A 21,993-nucleotide genomic window follows, 5' to 3' on the forward strand; every position below is an offset into this window, starting at 1 on the left:
ATCTGCCGTTTTGCGCGTACCGGTGGCGCTCCTAGACCCGGAAATACGCTTGGGGAGCATGGTCACGCATCTCGCGTTGGCTGTCTTCCCATTTGGGGGCGACTGCCGGATTCACACCGGCATTTGCCGCCTCGCGGCGGCCGTGGCGTCCCGCTTCGGCTTTAGACTGGCCGACCAACGTATCGCCGGCCGCTCGACCGCCCGATAGAACAGATACGCGAGCGGCAAGACGGCTGCGATGGACGCAAACGACGGCCAGATCGACATCTGCAGCGCCGACTGATAGAGCACCGAGCCGATGCATACGAAAAGCGGTAAATGGATCAGATATAGCGAATAGCTGAAGTTGCCGAACCAAGACAGCACGCGCATTGGCAAGGAAGCCGAGACGGGCCGCGCCAGCGCCGCGTATAGATAGCATGCGAAACCGGCGGCCCAGAGCTGGAATGCGCCGTACTGCCCAAAATGAAACGCGATACAGCCGAGCGCGATGCCGGTGGCTGCCGCCGCATGCCAGAGCCCTGACGGCATGGCGCGGGCCATCCGTCGCTGTGCGCGTTCATCGGCAATCCACGCGCCGAGCATCCACGGCAGCCAGTACGATGTGAAGAACTGGATATCGTGACGTATGCACACCCATGCGGATACCAGGTTGACGAGCGAGACCGCGATAACGACGGGCAGGATGCCGAAACGCCGGCGTGCCGCGAACAGTAGCGGATAAACAGCGTAGAACTGCACTTCGAGCGACAACGTCCACAATGCGCCGTTGGACCCGTAGGTATAGCCGGCCACCCCTTGCAGCGCTAGCAGGTTGACGACGAACGCAGTCGGCCCAATATCGCGGATCTTGTGGCTGACGGGCTTGAATTGCAGGCTGATTGCGTCGAGCGCGAGCGTGAGCACGAGCGCGGCGAGCAGCACCGGGTAGATTCGCACGAGGCGACGGGCCCAGAAGTTCGGCGCGTCGAGCCGGTACGACGGATCGGCGGCGAATCGCAGTGCTGCGTTGCGGTGGATACAGTAGCCGCTGATCACGAAAAAGATCGGCACGCCCGCACTGCCCCACGCGAACGGAAACGTCAAATAGCCGAGCAATACGTCGGGCGCGAGCGAATGGCCGTGTGCGCGATAAAAGCTCTGCATGCCGACCCATACGACCTGCCGGCAATGAAAATATGCGACGGCGAGTGCCGCGAAGCCGCGCAGCGCGTCGATCAGATGTTCTTTCTCGGCGATGACCGGCCGTGTGTCCGGTGCCTTGCTCCACGCATCCATTCGATCCGGCTCCTTACAATGACAATGAGAAACGCGCAAAGGACGACGGCCGATCGTAATCCGCAATAAATTCGAACGGGAAATAAAAAATATGAAATCAGACGGAGGTGAATAATCTCATTGGTTTTCAGTATTGGTGCAAGCGCCGACATATAATTAATTATTTACCGATTTTTTTCTGTTAGCTTGTGGCTTCAACCGAACGGGTGCGGAGTTCGCAATGGATATTCATTGGATCGCGATCGGTGTCATATTGCTCATAATGGCCGTTTTGTCGGCTTATCGGGATGCGCTGAAGAACGAGCCGATCAATTGCCGCGGCTTGGGGCGGCACGATGCGCGTTATTCGGAGGAGTTCGAATAGTAGTGGTAAATAGAGCATCGAATCGGCAAGCTATCGAAAAGCAAGTGGCGCGGCGGCGGGATTGAGCGGCCTTGCGGCAATTAAGGTCGAGCGCATGGAGGTGAATCAGGCAATCTCATATCAAATAACAAAAAATTTAATTATTGGACGATAAATTTAGTGTGATGTTTTCCGGATATCGACCTCCGATAGCCGGGTTACCTCCAAATATTCGGGATGCGATCATGTTGAAAGTCACCAAAGCCGTGTTTCCCGTTGCCGGCCTAGGCACACGGTTTTTGCCGGCGACCAAGGCGAGTCCCAAGGAGATGTTGCCGGTAGTCGACAAACCGCTGATCCAGTATGCGGTCGAGGAGGCGATCAATGCTGGCATCACCGAAATGATCTTCGTGACGGGCCGCAGCAAGCGTGCGATTGAGGATCATTTCGATAAGTCGTTCGAAATCGAATCCGAGCTAGAGGCGCGCGGCAAGGAAAAACTTCTCGAACTCGTGCGCAGCATCAAGCCGAGCCACGTCGATTGCTTCTATGTGCGTCAGCCCTCGGCACTCGGGCTTGGCCATGCGGTGCAGTGCGCGGAAAAGCTCGTGCACGGCGAGCCGTTCGCCGTGATTCTCGCCGACGATCTGCTGCATGGCGATCAACCCGTGCTTAAGCAACTCGTCGACGTTTTCAATCACTATCACAGCACGGTGATCGGCGTCGAAACCATCGAGCGCGAAGATAGCCGTTCGTATGGCGTCGTCGAGGGACGCGAGTGGGAAGAGGACATCATCAAGCTGTCGGGCATCGTCGAGAAGCCTGCGCCGGAGCAGGCGCCGTCGAATCTCGGCGTCGTCGGACGCTACATACTGATGCCGAGCATTTTCGAGCATCTGCGCAGGACCAAGCCGGGCGCGGGCGGCGAACTGGAACTGACGGACGCGGTGCAGTCGCTGTTGACCGAAGAGCAGGTGCTCGCGTACCGCTATTACGGCACGCGCTTCGACTGCGGCAGCAAGCTCGGCTATCTGAAGGCGACCGTCGAGCTTGCGCTCCAGCATCCGGAAGTGGGCCGCGATTTCGAAGCTTATTTACGGACCTGTTTGTCGGTGGCCGCGTCGGTTGCATGACGGCGTTTTGTTCTGAATTCTGAAATGCCGCGGTGTGTGGCGATGGTTCCGTAATCCCCGGTTCTCTTGAAGCGGGGATTTTGTTCGATGCGTCATCGCAGGCAGGGGCGTCGGTGTGGGCAACGTCGCGGGATGACGCATTCGGCAGCGCGCGGCGAGTCGTTAGGGGTATCGAGAACCTGGCTTTTCGCGTCGCGCAGCGATCGCGCAATGCGGCATTTAGCGGTTCCTTGTAGCCGAGCGCGCATTTGATACTGCCTCATAGGTGGACAAGCAGTGCCGAGAGCGGCAATCACGGGATTCCGAAGGGCGGCGCGCGCTGCGACGGCGGTACGTGCAGCCTCTGGCCGGCCGCCTGTATTACGCCGGAATGCGCTGCGATCAGATGGTGGAGCATGTGGCAACCGTAGCCGACGGTGCCGTGGTGGGCGATCGGCCCGCTTCTTCGCGCAGCGTCTCGACCGGATGCAGACCTGCTCGTCAACCGGAACGCGTAGCGCCAACCTGGAGCACCGGGCTCGATCGTGCGCTGATTGCGATGCGGCTAGCCTACGATCAGAGCGCCGCTGATCGAGAAAAATACCTTGGACGCGGAGCTTGACTGCATCGACCGAGCCGGCGTGCCGCTCGATGAGCAGCGAAAACGGGTGTGACGGCGGCAGCGAGTATGCCGTCGAGATCCTTCACGTAGCGGACTTCGCGCAATCCAGGTTCCGAGCAATGCGATATCGGCGGAAAGTATAGGAATGCAAATCCCGAGCGCGATTCCCGGTCGCCGCAGGCTTGAGCGCGGTACGAAAACCTCTGTCTACACGGGTGAATGCGGGATCGTAGTCGGCGGCACGCAACAAAATCTACGGGAAACCCGCTAAATACGCACAAAAGTGCTGCACGAAGCGGCGCGGCGCTTGTAGAATCCGGCGTTGAAGCTCGCATGTTGCGCGCTTCGTGTATCCAATGACCACACCTGGTAGGAGAAACATGGCGACTTCCGCAAAAAAGGTAGCCAAGAAGGCTGCCGCACCGGCCAAGAAAGTGGCTGCCAAGAAAGCAGCGCCCGTGAAAAAAGTCGTAGCCAAGAAGGCCGTCGCGAAGGCGCCCGCCGCTCCGACGCCGATCAAGGATTCGTTCACCAAGGCATCGCTCGCCGCTCACATCGCCGAGCGCGCCGAGGTCGAGCTGAAGACCGTGAAGGCAGTGCTGGCAGCGCTCGAGAACACTATCCTCGGTTCGATCCACAAGAAGGGTGCGGGCGAGTTCACGCTGCCGGGCCTGCTGAAGATCACCGCACAAGCCGTGGCAGCGAAAAAGAAGCGCTTCGGCAAGGACCCGTTCACCGGTGAAGAGCGCTGGTTCCCGGCCAAGCCGGCGAGCGTTCGCGTCAAGGCGCGTGCGCTGAAGAAGCTGAAGGACGCAGCAGCGTAAGGACGGCGTGCGGTTTGCCGGAATCATCCTGCTTGCGATAAGTCCTAAAAAAACCCCGCGTGTGAAAACGCGGGGTTTTTTTGTCCGTATGCCGAATCGTTCGAAGCATGTATAAAACATGCCGTTGGCGTGCATATCGGGTTGACTGCGCGGTTTCGGCTTCGCGACGCGTGGATGCATTGTCGCGAAACCGAAGTACGTGCAGACGGCGCCTTCGTGTTTAGAACTTGTGGCGCAGGCCGACCGCGACCATTTCCTGGTTCTTCGTGCCGTTGTAGCCGTATGAGCCGATCGATGCTTGCGCCGGCTGCGAAACCAGTGTGCCGCCGGCATTGATCAGCTGTGTACCACTTGCGTGCTGGTACGCGCCTGCCAAATAGACGTCCGTGCGTTTGGACAGCGAGTAGTCGGCGCCCACCGAAACTTGATGGTACTTCGCGTCCGCGTCGCCACGTGATTTCGTGAAGATATAGCCAAGGCCGAGCATCAGCGCCGGTGTGGCCTGATAGATCACGAAGCCGCGGCCGGTGTCATAGTATTGGCTCTTGTGGAAGCCCGCTACAGAATATCCGTCGCGATCGAATTCCGAGTTCGCGTAGCCGGCGCCAAACGTGAACGGACCATACACGTATTGCGCGGCCACTTGCGCGATCGCTACGCTGCGCGCGCTCATGTAGGCGTCGTTGATGTGGCTGTCGAACAGCGCGTCCGCCGATGGCGCGGTCCACGCATTGTTCGGGCGATTCGCGGTGAGCAGGTTGTTTGCGTTGAAGTAGCCGCCTGCGATACTGAACGGACCGTTGTTGTAAGCCGCCGCCACGGAGTACGTGAGGCCCGAACCCGCGCGGCCCGCGATGCCGCCGAACGAATACATGGCTTCGAATTGGAGACCGGCATACACGGGCGACGTGTATTTGACCGCGTTGTTCACGCGCAGGCTGTTGTCGTTGTTGTCGACATCGCCCGGGGTGGCGAACAGCGAGCCGAAATAGTTGTCGGCAGTGATCGGCTGTACGAGGTCGACGAGCGGATCATATTGACGGCCGAGCGTGAGCGTACCGAGCTGGTTGCTTTGCAACCCAACGAACGCTTGACGGCCGAAGATACGGCCGCCTTGATTGAGGTGGCCAGTGGCCGAATCAAAGCCATTTTCCAACTGGAAGATCGCCTTCAAGCCGCCGCCGATGTCCTCGACACCTTTCAGGCCCCAGCGGCTGCCCTGCAGGTTGCCGCTGCCCATTGCCCAGAGATTCTTGGCCTGACCGTCGACACCATGGACGTAGGTGATCGACGTGTCGATGACGCCGTATAGCGTAACGCTGCTTTGCGCATGAGCTGCGCCGGCAGCGCTTAGGAGTGCAAGAGACAGAGTCGACAAAGTGAGCTTTTTCATTGGGTTTTTCTCCACGCGAGTCAATCGTTTTTGTTGCGATTTGCAGAATAGCGTAATGCACCCAACGTAAGGAATCATAAAAACAAAAAGTGTCTCATAAAGGTGACAGTTGCTATAAATCCCTTTTACATCAAATACATAATGAATTATTTCTATTTGATGTGGGAATTCCCGGTGCTGTTCTGCGATTGTTTCTGGAAAGGGCGGCTATTTGCAAAGCTGCGCATTTTTACCGGTTTGATGTAAAAAAAGGCGCTCGCAAACGTTTGCGGGTGAGATGCGGGCTACTTTCCCGGTGAGTACGTGGTAAGAGAAATCCGAGAAAGCAAAAATAAATAAAACAGTATGGAATTCGAAGGAATATTGCGATTCCAGGATTGCATGGCCGTCGAATTAACCGGATGAACGGTCGCGCACTGCGGTTGGGGAAGGGGTTTCTTTTGGGGCGCGAAGATGCGTGGCGTTGCGCGCTGCAGCGAATTCCGCGCCGAGCAGCAGCACGGCGGCCGAAAAGTATAGCCACATCAGCAGCACTGCGAACGAACCCGCTGCGCCGAACGCGCTTGCGGTGCCCGCGTGCGCGAGATACAGCGCGAAGAGTTTCTTGCCCGCCGAGAACAGCACGGCAGAGACGATGCCGCCCGTCATCGCATCGCGAAACGGCACGCGCGCGTCCGGCAGGAATTTCATCAGCGTGCCGAACGCAGCGGCGAGCACGGCAATGCCGACCGAGAATTGCAAGGCATTGCCGATAATGACATACGGCGAATTGCCCCAAAGCCAGTGGCCGATGAACGTGATCGCCGTATCGAGCACGAGCGAGACGATCAGCAGGAACGCGACGCCGAGCACCAGCCCGAATGAAATCAGCCGGACCCGCACGAGCCCGAGCACCGACGACGCGCGCTCGCCGTCGGCAGGCCAGATGATGCTCAGCGCCGTGTTCAGTGACGCGAACGTCGCGGATGCGCCGATCGCGAGCATCGCGAACGAGATCAATGCCGCTACGCCGCCGCGGCTGCCGCTGCGGTGAGCATTCTCGACGATCGTCTGCACGCCGGCCGCGGCTTCGTTGCCGATCAGCTCGTGCACGTGGTTGAACACTTCGCCGCGCGCGGCGTCGGCGCCGAAGAACCAGCCTGCAACGGCGATCACCATCACGAGCGTGGGTGCAAGCGAGAACGCGGCGTAAAACGCGATGCTTGCCGCCATGGCCGGGCAACGGTCGGCTGAGAAGCGTTTGAAGGCGTTCAGCACCCAGTTGACGTTATGGCGCACGAGCTTGTCCGATTGCTGAGGAATCTGAAGTTTCATCGAATATGCGTACCGGGGCGCGGGCGGCGCCGGTGTGGTTGGCTGTCCTGCGTTCGGATGCCATTCGGCACGAAAAGTTTATTCGAATTGCGCATGACGGCGTAGCAGGCGGCGGCCGGGGCGGTTCGTGCGGCCGGCGGCCGCGGAATCAGGGTGGGCCGGATCAGTCCGGCTCCGGAAGATCGAGGCGCTTGACGTTGCCTTTGTCAGGGGTTGCGCTCTCATGGAACAGATCGCCGAGATACTGGCCCAACTCGGCGGCGTCGAGAAAATCGGGGATCACGAAATGTGCGGGGCGGCGTTTGCCGTCGTTGCCGGGATAGAACGGCACCCAGCGATCTTGTACACGCTCGACCCAGATCTGCTTGCCAAACACGTCGAACTGATATTCCGTTGCCATACGGCGATCTCCGTGGGAGGGAGGGCTTTCGCCGCCGGGGCCGGCGAAGCGCGCCGGCGGCCGCGATTGCGTCGGCGCATGCGTCGGTGCGCATTGCGCTTGCTCGATTCTTCTATTCTGTCGATTGCGCGTGCGTTGCATGCGAGGCAGGACCACGTTAGCAGAATCGGCGGATTGCGGCTATTTGCACGGCGGCAATCCCGTTCGTCCGCTATCCAAAGCAACGCGATGCGGATAACGATCAGACGCTTCCATGGTTTCAGCCAGTATGGCCGCACGTTACGATCCTGTTGTCCGCGAGGACTGCGTGCCGTTTACATGAGAACGATTCCAAGTAAGCTTGCCCGCATCGCGTCGTTTGCCCTGCGGCCGTCGCCGGCCGATGCCGATCATGACCGACACTCCTGGCTTTCGCAATCCGATCCACTGTGAAATCGATCTCGACGCCGACGGCAAGCACGCGGGCTATCTGCGTTTGCCGCATTCGGTCCACCGTTCGGCATACGGATGGATCCCGTTGCCGATCGTGTCGATCCGCAACGGCAGCGGCCCGACGGTGCTCGTGCTGGCGGGCAATCACGGTGACGAGTACGAAGGGCAGATTGTTGCGTCGCGTCTTGTGACAGAAATAGATCCCCAAATGGTCGACGGGCAGCTCATCGTTTTGCCGATGGCGAATTTTCCGGCGGCGGAGGCCGGATTGCGCGTGTCGCCGCTCGACGGCGGAAATCTGAACCGCAGTTTCCCTGGCGACCCGATGGGCTCGCCGACCGCGGTAATCGCCGACTATATCGAACACACGCTGCTGCCGCGCGCACAGTATCTCGTCGATTTGCATTCGGGCGGCAGCTCGCTGCTGTATCACGGCGGCAACATGCTTGCGCTCGAACCGCGCGATGCGGCCGAACGCGCGCGCGTGCGCGCGCTGCTTGCCGCGTTTGGTTTGCCGCGCGCGTTCGTACACGCGCCTAATCCAGTGCATGCGTCGTCTGCTGCGCGCCGGCAAGGCGCAATCTCGATCCTGACCGAGCTTGGCGGCGGCGGGATGTCCGATTCCGCGCTGATTCGCGACGCGCGCCAGGGGCTGCTGCATTTTCTCGGCTTTGTCGGCACGCTACACGGCCATCTCGTGCCGGACGGCCCGCCGGCCCGGACGCGCTTCATGCGGGTGGCCGGCGCTCGGCATTATGTCTACGCATACGACAAGGGGCTTTACGAGCCGCTCGTCGAACTCGGCGAGCGGGTGCGGGCCGGTCAGCCGGCGGCGTTGATCCATTTTCCGGACACGCCGCTGCGCCAGCCGGTCACACAATGTTTCGACAGCGATGGCGAGGTGGTCTGCAAGCGCGTGCCCGCCCAGGTGCAGCGCGGCGATTGCCTGTTCCAGCTCGCTGAGGACGACGCCGCGGCATGACGCCTGCGCTGCGTCACATCATATTGTTCATTCCCGTTGACGTTGCGCCGCAGCATCGGTGATGGCGGGCATCGTCAAGCCGGTGTCGGTTTTGGCTGCTTGTTCCCTCGGCTTGCGAGCTACGCTCGATAGGCGTGCGCGACGCCGGCTGACGTCCGGGCGCCGGCCCGGCGGTGTGCGGCGCAATGCCAACGAGACATGGAGACAATGCGATGAGCAGCAACCGAGGTGTCGTGTATCAAGGGCCAGGCAGCGTCGAAGTGCAGAGCATCGACTATCCGAAAATGGTCGATCCGAGCGGTCGTGCGATTGGTCATGGCGTCATTCTGAAAGTGGTCAGCACGAATATTTGCGGCTCTGATCAGCACATGGTGCGCGGCCGCACGACCGCGCCCGTCGGCCTCGTGCTCGGCCACGAGATCACGGGCGAGGTGATCGAGGTGGGGCGCGACGTCGAGACGCTGAAGATCGGCGATCTGGTGTCGGTGCCGTTCAACGTCGCGTGCGGCCGCTGCGCGATGTGCCGCGAACAGCACACGGGCGTGTGCCTGAACGTCAATCCCGCGCGCGCGGGCGGCGCATACGGCTATGTCGACATGGGCGGCTGGATTGGCGGTCAGGCCGAATACGTGCTCGTCCCCTATGCCGATTTCAATTTGCTGAAATTTCCCGACCGCGACCAGGCAATGGCGAAGATTCGCGATCTCACGTGCCTGTCCGACATCCTGCCGACGGGCTATCACGGCGCGGTGTCTGCTGGCGTGAAGCCGGGGTCGACCGTGTACGTCGCAGGGGCCGGGCCTGTCGGGATGGCGGCTGCCGCGTCGGCGCGCCTGCTTGGCGCGGCGTGCACGATCGTCGGCGACATGAATGCCGAGCGCCTCGCGCACGCGAAGGCGATGGGCTTCGAAGTTGTCGATTTGTCGCGGGACGCGACGCTCGGCGAGCAGATCGCGCAGATTCTCGGCAGGCCGGAGATCGATTGCGCGATCGATTGCGTCGGCTTCGAGGCCCACGGTCACGGTTCGTCCGGCCACGAAGCGGAGGCGCCTGCAACAGTGCTCAACGCGCTGATGGAGATTACGCGGCCGGCTGGCGCGATCGGGATTCCGGGCCTTTACGTGACCGACGATCCGGGCGCGGTCGACACTGCCGCGAAGCACGGCAGCCTAAGTATCCGTTTCGGCCTGGGCTGGGCGAAGTCGCACACGTTCCACACCGGCCAGACGCCCGTGCTCAAATACAACCGCAATCTGATGCAGGCGATCTTGTTCGACCGGCTGCCGATCGCGCAGATCGTCAACGTAACGGTGATCCCGCTCGATCAGGCGCCCGAAGGCTACCGGAAGTTCGACGGCGGCGCGCCGCGCAAATTCGTCATCGATCCGCATGGAATGCTGAAAGCGGCTTGATTTTCATTTTCGTTGCGCGCGGGCTGCCGGTGCAATCGAGCGCGCCGGCAGCGTTCTGCCGCTTCCTCGCGGGGGAGCGGCAAGCTTCGAATGATTCGGAATCCCGAGCGGCTGCCGAGTGCAGTCTCATGCGTGAAGCAACAGCGGCGACGCGGTTGCACTACCCGGCAGCGCGGATTGAGCGAGCGGGGCAACCTGCTTGCGGCGCTCGCGCGTCGGCGCGGTGCCGAACGCATCCCGATAGCTCTTGCTGAAGTGGCAGGCGGACTGGAAGCCGCAGGCCATCGTGATATGCATGATCGACATGTCGGTCTGCAGCAGCAATTCGCGGGCGCGGCGCAGGCGCAGCGTCAAGTAATAATGCGTCGGCGTCATGCCGAGATGCTCGCGAAAGAGCCGCTGCAATTGCCGCTGCGACATATTTGCCAGCCGAGCGAGTTCCTCGCGCGACAGCGGCTCCTCGATGTTGTTTTCCATCAGCGAAATCACTTCGAACAGCGACTTGTTCGCGGAACCCAGCCGTGCGACAAGCGGCATCCGTTGCTGCGCATGCGTGTCGCGCACGTGCTCGACGATGAACTGCTCGGCGATCTGCGTGACGCGTGCAGTGCCGACGCGCGCGGCGATCAGGTTCAGCATCATATCCAGCGGTGCGACGCCGCCCGTGCAAGTGATACGGTCGCGATCGATCACGAACAATTCCTTCAGGAAGCGCGTGTCGGGAAATTCCTCTTTCAGCGCCGACAGGTTTTCCCAATGAATCGCACACGCGTAGCCGACCAGCAGGCCCGCTTTCGCAAGTGCATAAGTGCCGGTGCACAGGCTGCCGAGCGTGACGCCGGCACGAGCGAAGCGGCGTAGCGTGGCCAAGTGTTCGGGTAGCGTCGAGTGTTGCACGTCGACGCCCCCGCAGACGAATACGGCGTCCGGCTGCCCGACGCATTCGGCCGGGCCGGTATCGACCGCGAGCCCATTGCTTGCGGTGATCGTGCCGCCATTCGGACTGATGATCGACCAGCGATAAAGTGACTGACCACTCAAATAGTTTGCCATCCTGAGGACTTCGATCGCATTGGTGAACGCGATCATCGTGAAGTTCGGCAGCGGCATGAACGCGAAATGTGACATCGACGCGGTGCGGTCGGGCGACATGGGGGAACGTTCCTTATTTGAGCTCGATGCGACGCCGGGGCACTCGGCTCGCGTATTGTGGGAGCGAGCGCAACAAGCGTGCCATACGGCTAAACCCTAGATCGAAGCGGCCGGCGCGCGCATGCGCGTTGCTGCATTGCACCGTGTGCGGGAGCCGTGGCTCGACACGGGTGCAGCGGCGGCACTGTGTCAGTGCCGCGCGCAGTATGAACGTTATTTTTTAGTGTCCGGATCGGGCAGCCGGGCGCTACTTGTTCAAAACGGACGCGGATGTCGGAAAAGGAAAAGAAAGCGTCTGAATTCATCAATCGGCAAAAAATCCGAACGACAAGAATAGAGCCGTCGGCGCTTGCTTCGAAGGCACGCCGGAACGCCGCGAGACGGGCTTGGCCGCGTCTTGCGGCCATCCTCCACTCCAGTGACGGAAAGCTCGATGTCGAACGCCAACCCATTCTTTTCGCAATCGCTTGCCGAGTGCGATGCGTCCGTGCGCGGCGCAATCGCCAAGGAACTCGAAAGGCAGCAGTCCCAGGTCGAATTGATCGCTTCGGAAAACATCGTGTCGCGAGCGGTGCTCGAAGCACAAGGCTCGGTGCTGACGAACAAGTATGCGGAGGGCTACCCGGGCAAGCGCTACTACGGCGGTTGCGAATGCGTGGACGAAATCGAGGCGCTGGCAATCGAGCGCGTGAAGCGCATTTTCGGTGCGGCGCATGCGAACGTGCAACCGCACTCGGGCGCACAGGCGAACGGCGCCGTGATGCTGGCGCTCGCGAAGCCGAGCGACACGGTGCTTGGAATGTCGCTCGACGCGGGAGGACACCTGACGCACGGGGCGAAACCTGCGCTGTCCGGTAAATGGTTCAACGCGGTTCAGTACGGCGTTAATCGCGACACGATGCTAATCGATTATGACGAAATCGATGAACTCGCGCATCAGCATCGGCCGGCCCTTATTATCGCGGGCTTTTCCGCGTATCCGCGCAAGCTCGATTTTGCCCGCTTCCGGGCGATTGCCGATGCCGTTGGCGCGAAGCTGATGGTCGACATGGCGCACATCGCCGGCGTGATCGCCGCGGGCCGGCATTCGAATCCGGTTGAGCATGCGCATGTCGTCACGTCGACGACGCACAAGACGCTGCGCGGCCCGCGCGGTGGTTTCGTGCTCACCAATGACGACGAGATCGCGAAGAAGATCAATTCGGCGGTGTTCCCCGGTCTGCAGGGCGGCCCGCTGATGCACGTGATCGCCGGCAAGGCGGTGGCGTTCGGCGAGGTGCTGGCGAACAGCTTCAAGACTTATATCGATGCAGTGCTCGCGAATGCGCAAGCGCTCGGTGACGTGCTCAAGGCGGGCGGCGTCGATCTCGTGACGGGCGGCACCGACAATCATCTGCTGCTTGTCGATTTGCGGCCCAAAGGGCTGAAGGGCATGCAGGTCGAGCAGGCGCTCGAACGTGCAGGCATCACGTGCAATAAAAACGGGATTCCGTTCGATACGGAAAAACCGACGGTTACCTCCGGCGTTCGCCTGGGCACGCCGGCCGGTACGACGCGCGGTTTCGGCGTCGCGGAGTTTCGTGAGGTCGGCAGGTTGATCGTCGAGGTGCTCGATGCATTGCGCGCGAATCCCGAAGGAGACCGCGCGACTGAACAACGGGTGCGCCGGGAGATATTCGCGCTCTGCGAACGTTTTCCGATCTATTGAAAATCGACCCCCCGGCCGCTGCATTGCCGAACCGGATTACGCGCAAAAACAGACTGGAGCCTTCAACCCATGAGCACGCTGCACGAAGACAGCATCATCATCGACGGCCTGAATATCTCGAAATTCGACCGTTCGGTATTCGAAGATATGCGCAAAGGCGGCGTGACGGCCGCAAACTGCACGGTGTCGGTATGGGAGAACTTCGCGAAGACGGTCGACAACATCGCGCAGATGAAAAAGCAGATTCGCGACAACGGCGAAATGTTGACGCTCGTGCGCACGACGGATGACATCCTGCGGGCTAAGCGGAAGGGCCGTACTGGCGTGATCCTCGGCTTTCAGAATGCGCACGCATTCGAGGACAACCTCGGCTATATCGAGGCGTTTGCCGATATGGGCGTGCGCGTCGTTCAGCTCTGCTACAACACGCAAAATCTTGTCGGCACCGGCTGCTACGAGCGCGATGGCGGATTGTCCGATTTCGGCCGCGAAGTGATTACCGAGATGAATCGTGTTGGGATCATGGTCGATTTGTCACATGTGGGCGGCAATACGTCGTCGGAGGCGATCGCGTTCTCGAAGAAGCCCGTTTGCTATTCGCATTGCCTGCCGTCCGGGCTTAAGGAACACCCGCGCAACAAAAGCGATACGCAGTTGAAGGAGATCGCCGATGCCGGCGGATTCGTCGGCGTGACGATGTTCGCGCCGTTCCTGAAACGTGGGATCGAAGCGACGATCGACGACTATATCGAAGCAATCGACTATGTCGTAAATCTGGTTGGCGAGGATACGGTCGGTATTGGCACTGATTTTACACAGGGCTACAGCGTCGAATTTTTCGATTGGCTCACTCATGACAAGGGGCGTTACCGGCGACTCACGAATTTCGGGAAAATCGTGAATCCTGAAGGTATCCGCACGATCGGCGAATTTCCGAATTTGACGGCCGCGATGGAGCGTGCAGGCTGGAAGGAGACGCGCATCCGCAAGATCATGGGCGAAAACTGGGTGCGCGTGTTCAAGGAAGTTTGGGGCGCTTAGTTTCACCCGATCAAATATCCGAATTCCTGTGCATTGGAACACTTGATTCAATAAGCCGAAATTCGCCACGGCATATGGATAAGTGCCGCGCGCAAGCCGCTGCGACACACGCAATTTTCTCGGAGCCACACGATGCAACCGCAATTGCCGATCGACGTCGATCCGACTACCGGCGTCTGGACCACCGATGCGCTGCCGATGCTATACGTGCCGCGACATTTTTTCACGAACAATCACACGGCGGTTGAGGAAGCCCTTGGCCGCGACGTGTACGCGCAGATTCTCTATCGAGCCGGCTATAAGTCGGCCTATCACTGGTGCGATAAGGAAGCGAAACAGCACGGGCTCGCCGGGCTTGCGGTGTTCGAGCATTACCTGAAAAGGTTGTCTCAGCGCGGCTGGGGACTGTTTTCGATCATCGACGCTGACCCTATTCATGCGCGCGCACGCATCGAACTGCGCCACTCGTCGTTCGTACTCGCGCAGCCTGGCAAGGAAGGCAAGCTCTGCTACATGTTCGCGGGCTGGTTCGCCGGTGCAATGGACTGGGTCAACGATACGACACCGGAAAATAAGAACGCGCCGCGCTCGTGGTCGCGCGAGACGCAATGTTCGGCCGAAGGGCACGACTATTGCGTATTCGAAGTGTCGCCGCTTGCGCACTGACACGATATTCGTCAGGTCAACATCACATCTCGCTAGCATAAACGTCAGAGGTCGATCGCAATGCGTTACCCCCACTTGTTCAAACCACTGACGCTGAACCAGCTCACGCTGCGCAACCGGATCGTCAGCACCGCGCATGCCGAAGTCTATGCCGAGCCGGGCGGGTTGCCGGGCGAGCGCTATATTCGCTATTACGAGGAAAAAGCGAAAGGCGGCGTTGGCCTTGCTGTCTGTGGCGGATCAAGCCCGGTATCGATCGACAGCCCGCAAGGTTGGTGGAAATCGGTTAATTTGTCGACCGACAAAGTGATAGAGCCGCTTGCTCGCCTTGCCGAAGCGATGCATCGGCACGGCGCGAAAATCATGATTCAGGCCACCCACATGGGCCGCCGCTCGGCGTTCCATGGCGAGCATTGGCCGCATCTTATGTCGCCGTCCGGCGTGCGTGAACCTGTCCATCGCGGCAATGCGAAAGTGATCGAACCGGAGGAGATTCGCCGCATCATTGGCGATTTTGCCGCAGCCGCCAAGCGTGTGAAAGACGCCGGCATGGACGGCATTGAGATTTCCGCCGCGCACCAGCATCTGATCGATCAGTTCTGGAGCCCGCGCACGAATTTCCGGACCGACGAATGGGGCGGCAGCCTCGAGAACCGCTTGCGCTTCGGTCTGGAGGTGCTGCGTGCGGTGCGCGAAGCGGTCGGCAGCGATTTCTGCGTCGGCTTGCGGATGTGCGGCGACGAATTTCATGAGGACGGCCTCGATCACGTGCAGTTGAAGGAGATTGCGCATGCAATGTCCGACACGGGCCTCATCGATTATCTCGGCGTAATCGGCTCGGGAGCGGATACACACAATACGCTCGCGAATTGCATGCCGCCGATGGCGTTGCCGCCGGAGCCGTTCGTGCACCTCGCGGCAGGCATCAAATCGGTCGTCAAGGTGCCGGTGATGCATGCACAGAGCATTCGCGACGCGGGGCAGGCCGAGCGGCTGCTCGCGAACGGGATGGTCGACCTCGTCGGGATGACGCGTGCGCAGATCGCCGATCCGCATATGGTCATCAAGATCCGCGATGGCCGTGAGGACGAGATCAAGCAGTGCGTCGGCGCGAACTATTGTATTGACCGTCAGTACAACGGGCTCGACGTGTTGTGTGTGCAGAACGCGGCGACATCGCGCGAAGCGACGATGCCCCATGTGATCGAGAAATCGCGCGGCCCGAAGCGCAAGGTCGTCGTCGTCGGCGCGGGGCCGGCTGGACTCGAGGCGTCGCGCGTCGCGCGTGCGCGCGGTCACGATGTTGTGTTGTTCGAAAAGAATCGCGAAGTCGGCGGGCAGATCCTGCTGGCCGCCAAGGCGCCGCAACGCGAACAGATGGCTGGCATCGTCCGCTGGTTTGACCTGGAAACGAAGCGTTTGGGCGTCGATCGGCGGCTTGGTGTCGAAGCCGATATGAAAGCGATTCTGGCCGAGAAGCCGGATATCGTCGTGCTTGCGACAGGCGGCGCGAGTTTCACATCGCAGGTGAGCGCATGGGGTGTCGCCGAGGGCCTCGCGGTCAGCGCTTGGGACATTCTGTCGGGCCGCGTTGAGCCGAAGCGCAACGTGCTGGTTTACGACGGGGTCAGCACGCACGCGGGCGCGGGCGTGGCGGATTTCATCGCAAGCCGCGGCTCTCAGGTCGAGATCGTCACGCCGGACGTGAAGGTTGCTGACGATTGCGGCGGCACGACATTCCCGATCTTCTATCGCAGGCTGTATGCGCAGGGCGTGATCCATACGCCGAATTATTGGCTCGATCGCGTGTATGAGGAGGACGGCAAGAAGATCGCCGTGTTGCGCAATGAATACACGGAAGAACAGGAGGAGCGCGCGGTCGATCAAGTCGTGATCGAAAACGGTATCGCGCCGAACGATGTGCTGTACTGGCAATTGAAACCAGAATCGGTGAACCGCGGGCAGATCGACGTTCATAAGCTCTTCGCCGCACAACCTCAGCCGTGTTTGTCCGAAGCGCTGGGTAACGGCCGTTTCCTATTGTTTCGCGTCGGCGATTGCATCTCGATGCATAACATCCACGGCGCAATCTACGATGCACTGCGACTTGCTAAGGATTTCTGACCGATGAATCCGGCCATTCTGATTACCGTGCTGCTGTGGATGTCGATCATAGGGCTCGCGTTTGCCGTCGCGAAGCGGGCGGCATACTGGCGGCTTGGCCGCGCGAGCGCGCCCGGCACGTTTGGGATTACCAACCTGTTGACAATTCCGAAGCGCTATTTCGTCGATCTGCATCATGTCGTTGCCCGCGATCCATATATCGCAAAAACGCATGTCGCGACCGCTGGCGGCGCGATAGCTGCGCTCATGCTCGTGTTCATCAATTACGGGCTTGCGCTCTATTCGCCGTGGCTCGATGTAATGATCTTCATTGCAGCGCTCGTGATGTTCGTCGGCGCGGTGTACGTTTGGCGCCGGCGGCATGCGAAGGACGTGCCTGCCAGGCTGTCGCGCGGCCCCTGGAATACGCTGCCGTGGTTGCTTGGGGCATTCTCGCTCGGTCTCATGCTGTTGGTGTTCGTGCCGGCGTCGGTGATGTCGGGCGGATTCGCGTTGATCTGTGCGCTGATGACCGGTGCGGGCGCGTTCGCGATGACCGTGGGCGCGGCGCGCGGCGGCCCGATGAAGCATGCGGTTGCCGGTCTGTTGCACCTTGCGTTTCATCCGCGCCAGGAGCGCTTCGACGCGACGCGTGCTACGTATGCGGGCGGCCCGGCGATACCGCCGAACGCGCTGAAGCCCGTCGATGTCGAACATAACGAATTCGGCGTCGCGAGACCCTTGGAATTCCAATGGAATCAGCTACTAAGCTTCGATGCATGTGTGCAGTGCGGTAAATGCGAAGCCGCGTGTCCCGCGTTCGCGGCCGGCCAGCCGCTCAATCCGAAGAAGCTGATCCAAGATCTTGTCGTCGGGATGGCGGGCGGCACCGATTCGGCCTATGCGGGCAGTCCCACGCCAGGTATTCCTGTCGGCAAGCATGGCGGCGCGCCACAACGCGCGATCGTGCCCGAACTGATCGAGGCGGATACCTTGTGGTCGTGCACGACATGCCGTGCCTGCGTGCACGAGTGTCCGATGCTGATCGAGCATGTCGACGCGATCGTCGACATGCGCCGTAACCAGACGCTCGTTCACGGAGCGGTGCCTGGCAAGGGTGCGCAAGTGCTCGCGAATCTGCGTGAAACAGGCACGATGGGCGGTTATGACGTGGCAGCGCGTTACGACTGGTCGGTCGATCTCGGTGCGCGCATCGCGCAACCGGCACATCCTGTCGATGTGCTGATCGTTGCGGGCGAAGGCGCGTTCGACATGCGCTATCAGCGCACGCTGCGCGCGCTCGTAAAAGTGCTGAATCGAGCGGGCGTTGACTATGCGGTGCTTGGTGCGGCGGAAACGGATACGGGCGACGTCGCACGCCGGCTTGGCGACGAGGCGACGTTTATGCAAAGCGCGACGCGCCTGATCGATACGCTCGGCAAACTTTCGTTCACACAGATCGTGACGGCCGATCCACACGTGATGCACAGTCTTCAAAACGAATATCGGGCGCTTGGTGTGCGATATACCGTGAAGCACCATACGGAGTTCATCGCGGAACTGATCGCAGCGGGCAAAATTTCGCCGCGCGCAGCCGAAGCGCTGCGTGACAAGCGTATTACCTATCACGATCCTTGCTATCTCGGCCGTTACAACGGGCAGACCGATGCGCCGCGCAAGCTTCTGAAGACGATCGGCATCCAAATCGTCGAAATGGAGCGGCACGGCGTGCGCGGCCGCTGTTGCGGCGGCGGCGGCGGCGCGCCGCTCACCGATATTCCAGGCAAGCAGCGGATTCCCGATATTCGGATTGCCGATGCGCGGACAGCGGGCGCCGAAGTAGTCGCAGTGGGCTGCCCGAACTGCACAGCGATGCTCGAAGGCGTCGTTGGCCCACGGCCCGACGTGCTCGACATCGCGGAACTGGTCGCCGCATCGCTGGAGTAATCAATGACGCTGCTCAAAAGAATCGATCCACGCCGGCCGTTCGTCGTGACGGCTGCAGGGTTCAGGCGTATCACGCTTGGCGAGACGGGTGGCATATCGGCCGATGCCGCGCAGTGGCCGCCGCGCGCCGGGCATGTGGAATCGGCGAAGCCGTTGCGCGCAGTGCACGATGCAAAGCGTGTGTTGCTGGTCGCATGCCACAGCGAGCGTGGCACGCTCGATGATCATGCGCGCCAGGCGATCGCGGCGGCTGCACTGATTGCCGATGCGCAAACCGAGGTCGTGCTCGTTGTTTTCGGCGCATTGATCGACGACGCGAGAGCGTTTGGCGCCGATGCGCTGATCGTCTTGCCTGATTTCGACCGCCGGACGTTTGAACCCGAGCGCGAACTCGACGCATTGCGAGCGTGTGCTGCCGCGTTGTCGCCTCAGCACGTGTTCATGCCCGACGACGCGTCAGGCAGCGGCGATCTCGGCCGTCGCTATGCCGCCGCAATGAATGCGAGCGTTGCGACGCACGTTGTCGAGATCGACGCCGAGCACGTGGGCGTTTATACCGACGCAAAACGCAGTTTCTCGACGCGCTCGCTGCCCGACGTCGTACTGCTTGCACCGAACGCCGTTGAAATGAAGCTCCCGTTCTCGGGCGCGGCGCGTGCGCTTGCGATCGACTCGTCCTCAGGCTTCGGTTCGACTGCTGGCGATGCATATCGGGATTTTGGCATCGAAGCGATCGACGCGGCTCAAGTCGCGCTCGAAGAGGCGGATTTCATCGTGTCAGCCGGCAACGGCGTGACCGACATCACGGCATTCGAGCAACTGGCGACAGCCTTCGGCGCGGCGATCGGCGCAAGCCGTGTCGCGGTCGACAACGGCCACTTCGCACGTGACAAGCAGGTTGGCGCGACTGGCAAGACGGTCGAAGCGAGTGTCTACATTGCGTTCGGCATTTCGGGGGCCGTCCAACACTTGCAAGGAATCAAGGACTGCCGACATGTGATCGCGGTGAATCTTGACGGCAGCGCCCCAATCGTCAAGCGCGCGAACCTGACGATCGTCGGTGATGCTCAGTCGACGATCGCTGCATTGATCGAGGCGGTAAGCGCTGCCCGCGCGGCGCACGCGAAGACGGGCGTCGCGCAGCATTCGCATGAGCGGGAAGGAGTGATTGCATGAACACGTATCGCCGGCTTGAAACTATCGCGGTGCTGGTGTCGATCGGGCGCAATCCGGTATCGGGGGTGCCGCGCTACAGCCGCAACGACGCGGCAGCGCTCGACATCGGCCGCGCGCTCGCCGCCGAGCATGGCGCGCGGCTCGACGTGATTCATGCGGGCGATCCTGGCAATCCGGCGCTTGCCGAGTATCTTGCACTAGGTGCGGCTGAAATCGAAGTGCTCGAATGCGTGGACCGTGACGATGAGATCGCCGCGCTTGCCGCACGCGTGCGCGGTTGCGATCTCGTGCTGACCGGAACCCGTTCGGAAGGAGCGTATGACTCCGGTATGTTGCCGTATCGCTTGGCGGCATCACTGGGCTGGCAATTTGCCGGGGCGGCGGTAGACGTCGGCGTCGAAGCGGGTCGGGCGACGCTGCGCCAGTTCTTGCCGAAAGGTCTGCGAAGACGTGTCGACGCGGCATTGCCCGCTGTCGTCGCTGTGCATCCGCTCGCGACCGCCGCGCCGCGCTACGCATATGCACGATTGCGGGCGGGCGCGGTGCGCGCGGCGCACGTTACGGTGGACGCATCGGCCGATGCCGCACCGTGGACGAAGCACGCCGCGACTCGTCAGCCGGTGAAGCTCGCGGCGGAGGATAAGCGTTCGGGCCATGCACGGATGCTGAGCGCGACGACCACCGAGAGCCGTGGCGGAAACGTCGTAATTGAAGGGAGTTCGGTCGAAAAAGCACAAGTGATTCTCGCGTATTTGCGCGAGCATCGGCTTATCGACTATTGAATCGACGATGCCTGTCGGCAAAAACCAAGGAATCCGGAGCAAAAGATGACAGTATCGGCAGACATCCGCGCGCTGGTGGCGCGGCGCAAAGCAGGCTATAGCTTGGAGGCTCCGTTTTATCTAAGCGACGAGGTTTTCACACTCGATATCGACGCGATATTTCGCAGGCACTGGATCCAGGTGGCAGTCGAACCGGATGTGCCTGAGCCGGGCGATTACGTAACGGTCGAGATTGGGTCAGATTCGATTTTGATCGTGCGCGACGACGATATGGAGATCCGCGCATTTCACAATGTCTGCCGGCACCGTGGCGCGCGATTGTGCAACGAGGGGAAGGGATCGGTCGGCAATATCGTTTGCCCATACCATAGCTGGACCTACAATTTGACCGGCAAACTCATGTTCGCCGAGCACATGGGCGAGCAATTCGATCGTTGCAAACACAGCCTCAAGCCTGTGCATTTGCAAAATCTAGCGGGGCTGTTGTTCGTTTGTCTCGCCGATGAACCGCCTGCCGATTTCGCCAGGATGCGTGCGGCGATGGAGCCGTACATGCTGCCGCATGATTTGCCGAACGCGAAAATTGCGGCACAGGTCGACATCGTCGAGAAAGGAAACTGGAAACTGACGATGGAGAACAATCGCGAATGCTATCACTGCATCGCGAACCATCCGGAACTGGTCGTTTCGCTGTACGAATATGGATTCGGCTATCAGCCGTCGCCGACCAATGCGCAAGGCATGGCCGAGTTCGAACGTGTCTGCGTCGAGCGCGCCGCGCAGTGGGATGCGCTGAATCTGCCGTCCGTTGAAATCGAGCGCTTGACCGACGTGACCGGTTTTCGCACGCAGCGCTTGCCGCTCGATCGCAGTGGTGAATCCCAAACGCTTGATGCAAAGATCGCGTCGAAGAAACTGCTTGGCGAGTTCCGCCGCGCGGATCTCGGCGGCCTGTCTTTCTGGACGCAGCCCAACTCATGGCATCACTTCATGAGTGACCATATCGTGACTTTTTCGGTTATTCCGTTGTCGCCGGGTGAAACGCTCGTGCGGACAAAATGGCTCGTACACAAGGATGCGCGGGAGGGTGTCGATTACGACCTGAAAAATCTGACTGCCGTCTGGAACGCGACGAACGATCAGGATCGTGCGCTCGTTGAGTTTTCCCAACGAGGCGCGTCGAGCAGCGCCTATGAGCCGGGGCCATATTCCCCGTATACCGAAGGGTATGTCGAGAAATTCTCAGAATGGTATATCGACCGGCTGGCCGCCTATATTGGCGTATAGCGCGGCGACGGAGTGCAAC

General features: G+C 60.7%; 17 protein-coding genes. 12 read left to right on the forward strand and 5 right to left on the reverse strand.

Annotated elements, in window-relative coordinates; genetic code table 11:
* Nucleotides 1-111: 111 nt before the first annotated feature.
* Nucleotides 112-1,278, reverse strand: coding sequence for an acyltransferase family protein (locus WS68_RS21900; RefSeq protein ID WP_059572742.1), 1,167 nt, complete (start codon nt 1,276-1,278; stop codon nt 112-114).
* Nucleotides 1,279-1,866: 588 nt separating this feature from the next.
* Here WS68_RS21900 and galU point away from each other — a divergent pair.
* Complete coding sequence (gene galU / locus WS68_RS21905; protein ID WP_059572743.1) at nt 1,867-2,754, forward strand: UTP--glucose-1-phosphate uridylyltransferase GalU; 888 nt, start codon at nt 1,867-1,869, stop codon at nt 2,752-2,754.
* A gap of 981 nt (nt 2,755-3,735) precedes the next feature.
* Entirely contained in the window at nt 3,736-4,179 is a 444-nt protein-coding gene (locus WS68_RS21910; protein ID WP_059514874.1) for an HU family DNA-binding protein, read from the forward strand.
* A 220-nt stretch (nt 4,180-4,399) separates the two neighbouring features.
* Here the strand turns inward: WS68_RS21910 and WS68_RS21915 are convergent, their stop codons facing one another.
* From WS68_RS21915 to WS68_RS21925, 3 genes are all read right to left on the reverse strand, one after another.
* The gene (locus WS68_RS21915; RefSeq protein ID WP_059572744.1) at nt 4,400-5,572 is read right to left on the reverse strand and encodes a porin; all 1,173 of its coding nucleotides are present in this window, start codon (nt 5,570-5,572) and stop codon (nt 4,400-4,402) included.
* 393 nt (nt 5,573-5,965) lie between these two features.
* Entirely contained in the window at nt 5,966-6,886 is a 921-nt protein-coding gene (locus tag WS68_RS21920; RefSeq protein ID WP_059572745.1) for a YihY/virulence factor BrkB family protein, read from the reverse strand.
* A gap of 163 nt (nt 6,887-7,049) precedes the next feature.
* Nucleotides 7,050-7,286, reverse strand: coding sequence for a DUF7661 family protein (locus tag WS68_RS21925; RefSeq protein WP_059514867.1), 237 nt, complete (start codon nt 7,284-7,286; stop codon nt 7,050-7,052).
* A 391-nt stretch (nt 7,287-7,677) separates the two neighbouring features.
* Between WS68_RS21925 and WS68_RS21930 the strand changes: the two genes are divergently transcribed.
* Entirely contained in the window at nt 7,678-8,700 is a 1,023-nt protein-coding gene (locus WS68_RS21930; RefSeq protein WP_059573079.1) for a succinylglutamate desuccinylase/aspartoacylase family protein, read from the forward strand.
* A 212-nt stretch (nt 8,701-8,912) separates the two neighbouring features.
* Nucleotides 8,913-10,112, forward strand: coding sequence for a formaldehyde dehydrogenase, glutathione-independent (gene fdhA / locus WS68_RS21935; RefSeq protein WP_059572746.1), 1,200 nt, complete (start codon nt 8,913-8,915; stop codon nt 10,110-10,112).
* A gap of 126 nt (nt 10,113-10,238) precedes the next feature.
* Here the strand turns inward: fdhA and WS68_RS21940 are convergent, their stop codons facing one another.
* Complete coding sequence (locus WS68_RS21940) at nt 10,239-11,264, reverse strand: GlxA family transcriptional regulator (RefSeq protein ID WP_059572747.1); 1,026 nt, start codon at nt 11,262-11,264, stop codon at nt 10,239-10,241.
* A 433-nt stretch (nt 11,265-11,697) separates the two neighbouring features.
* Between WS68_RS21940 and WS68_RS21945 the strand changes: the two genes are divergently transcribed.
* The 8 genes from WS68_RS21945 (at nt 11,698) to WS68_RS21980 (ending at nt 21,974) form a co-directional block, all read left to right on the forward strand.
* Nucleotides 11,698-12,972 carry a serine hydroxymethyltransferase gene (locus tag WS68_RS21945; protein WP_059572748.1) on the forward strand — a complete coding sequence of 425 codons (1,275 nt, stop codon included), beginning with the start codon at nt 11,698-11,700 and terminating at the stop codon, nt 12,970-12,972.
* 69 nt (nt 12,973-13,041) lie between these two features.
* On the forward strand, nt 13,042-14,013 hold the full coding sequence (locus WS68_RS21950; RefSeq protein WP_059572749.1) for a dipeptidase: 972 nt from the start codon (nt 13,042-13,044) through the stop codon (nt 14,011-14,013).
* Nucleotides 14,014-14,145: 132 nt separating this feature from the next.
* On the forward strand, nt 14,146-14,679 hold the full coding sequence (locus WS68_RS21955) for a DUF5943 domain-containing protein (protein ID WP_059572750.1): 534 nt from the start codon (nt 14,146-14,148) through the stop codon (nt 14,677-14,679).
* Nucleotides 14,680-14,739: 60 nt separating this feature from the next.
* Entirely contained in the window at nt 14,740-16,803 is a 2,064-nt protein-coding gene (locus tag WS68_RS21960) for an NADH:flavin oxidoreductase (protein WP_059572751.1), read from the forward strand.
* Nucleotides 16,804-16,806: 3 nt separating this feature from the next.
* Nucleotides 16,807-18,729, forward strand: a complete 1,923-nt coding sequence (locus WS68_RS21965; RefSeq protein ID WP_059572752.1) for a (Fe-S)-binding protein — start codon at nt 16,807-16,809, stop codon at nt 18,727-18,729.
* A gap of 3 nt (nt 18,730-18,732) precedes the next feature.
* Nucleotides 18,733-19,905 (forward strand): electron transfer flavoprotein subunit alpha/FixB family protein, encoded by a 1,173-nt coding sequence (locus tag WS68_RS21970; protein WP_059572753.1) that lies wholly within the window; start codon nt 18,733-18,735, stop codon nt 19,903-19,905.
* Nucleotides 19,902-20,687, forward strand: coding sequence for a drug:proton antiporter (locus WS68_RS21975; RefSeq protein WP_059572754.1), 786 nt, complete (start codon nt 19,902-19,904; stop codon nt 20,685-20,687). Before WS68_RS21970 ends, WS68_RS21975 begins: the two co-directional genes overlap by 4 nt.
* Nucleotides 20,688-20,732: 45 nt before the next feature.
* Nucleotides 20,733-21,974, forward strand: a complete 1,242-nt coding sequence (locus WS68_RS21980; RefSeq protein WP_059572755.1) for an aromatic ring-hydroxylating oxygenase subunit alpha — start codon at nt 20,733-20,735, stop codon at nt 21,972-21,974.
* The last annotated feature ends 19 nt before the right edge of the window (nt 21,975-21,993 follow it).

The sequence above is a fragment of the Burkholderia sp. TSV86 genome (assembly GCF_001522865.1).
In the GTDB taxonomy this organism is placed as follows: Bacteria; Pseudomonadota; Gammaproteobacteria; order Burkholderiales; family Burkholderiaceae; genus Burkholderia.

What these genes read in the sequence shown, in the direction of transcription:
- WS68_RS21940 (WP_059572747.1), bottom strand. Translation starts at nt 11,264, where the DNA reads ATGTCGCCCGACCGCACCGCGTCGATGTCACATTTCGCGTTCATGCCG.
- WS68_RS21920 (WP_059572745.1), bottom strand. Translation starts at nt 6,886, where the DNA reads ATGAAACTTCAGATTCCTCAGCAATCGGACAAGCTCGTGCGCCATAAC.
- galU (WP_059572743.1), top strand. Translation starts at nt 1,867, where the DNA reads ATGTTGAAAGTCACCAAAGCCGTGTTTCCCGTTGCCGGCCTAGGCACA.
- WS68_RS21910 (WP_059514874.1), top strand. Translation starts at nt 3,736, where the DNA reads ATGGCGACTTCCGCAAAAAAGGTAGCCAAGAAGGCTGCCGCACCGGCC.
- fdhA (WP_059572746.1), top strand. Translation starts at nt 8,913, where the DNA reads ATGAGCAGCAACCGAGGTGTCGTGTATCAAGGGCCAGGCAGCGTCGAA.
- WS68_RS21925 (WP_059514867.1), bottom strand. Translation starts at nt 7,286, where the DNA reads ATGGCAACGGAATATCAGTTCGACGTGTTTGGCAAGCAGATCTGGGTC.
- WS68_RS21980 (WP_059572755.1), top strand. Translation starts at nt 20,733, where the DNA reads ATGACAGTATCGGCAGACATCCGCGCGCTGGTGGCGCGGCGCAAAGCA.
- WS68_RS21970 (WP_059572753.1), top strand. Translation starts at nt 18,733, where the DNA reads ATGACGCTGCTCAAAAGAATCGATCCACGCCGGCCGTTCGTCGTGACG.
- WS68_RS21950 (WP_059572749.1), top strand. Translation starts at nt 13,042, where the DNA reads ATGAGCACGCTGCACGAAGACAGCATCATCATCGACGGCCTGAATATC.
- WS68_RS21900 (WP_059572742.1), bottom strand. Translation starts at nt 1,278, where the DNA reads ATGGATGCGTGGAGCAAGGCACCGGACACACGGCCGGTCATCGCCGAG.
- WS68_RS21965 (WP_059572752.1), top strand. Translation starts at nt 16,807, where the DNA reads ATGAATCCGGCCATTCTGATTACCGTGCTGCTGTGGATGTCGATCATA.
- WS68_RS21915 (WP_059572744.1), bottom strand. Translation starts at nt 5,572, where the DNA reads ATGAAAAAGCTCACTTTGTCGACTCTGTCTCTTGCACTCCTAAGCGCT.
- WS68_RS21960 (WP_059572751.1), top strand. Translation starts at nt 14,740, where the DNA reads ATGCGTTACCCCCACTTGTTCAAACCACTGACGCTGAACCAGCTCACG.
- WS68_RS21930 (WP_059573079.1), top strand. Translation starts at nt 7,678, where the DNA reads ATGACCGACACTCCTGGCTTTCGCAATCCGATCCACTGTGAAATCGAT.
- WS68_RS21955 (WP_059572750.1), top strand. Translation starts at nt 14,146, where the DNA reads ATGCAACCGCAATTGCCGATCGACGTCGATCCGACTACCGGCGTCTGG.
- WS68_RS21975 (WP_059572754.1), top strand. Translation starts at nt 19,902, where the DNA reads ATGAACACGTATCGCCGGCTTGAAACTATCGCGGTGCTGGTGTCGATC.
- WS68_RS21945 (WP_059572748.1), top strand. Translation starts at nt 11,698, where the DNA reads ATGTCGAACGCCAACCCATTCTTTTCGCAATCGCTTGCCGAGTGCGAT.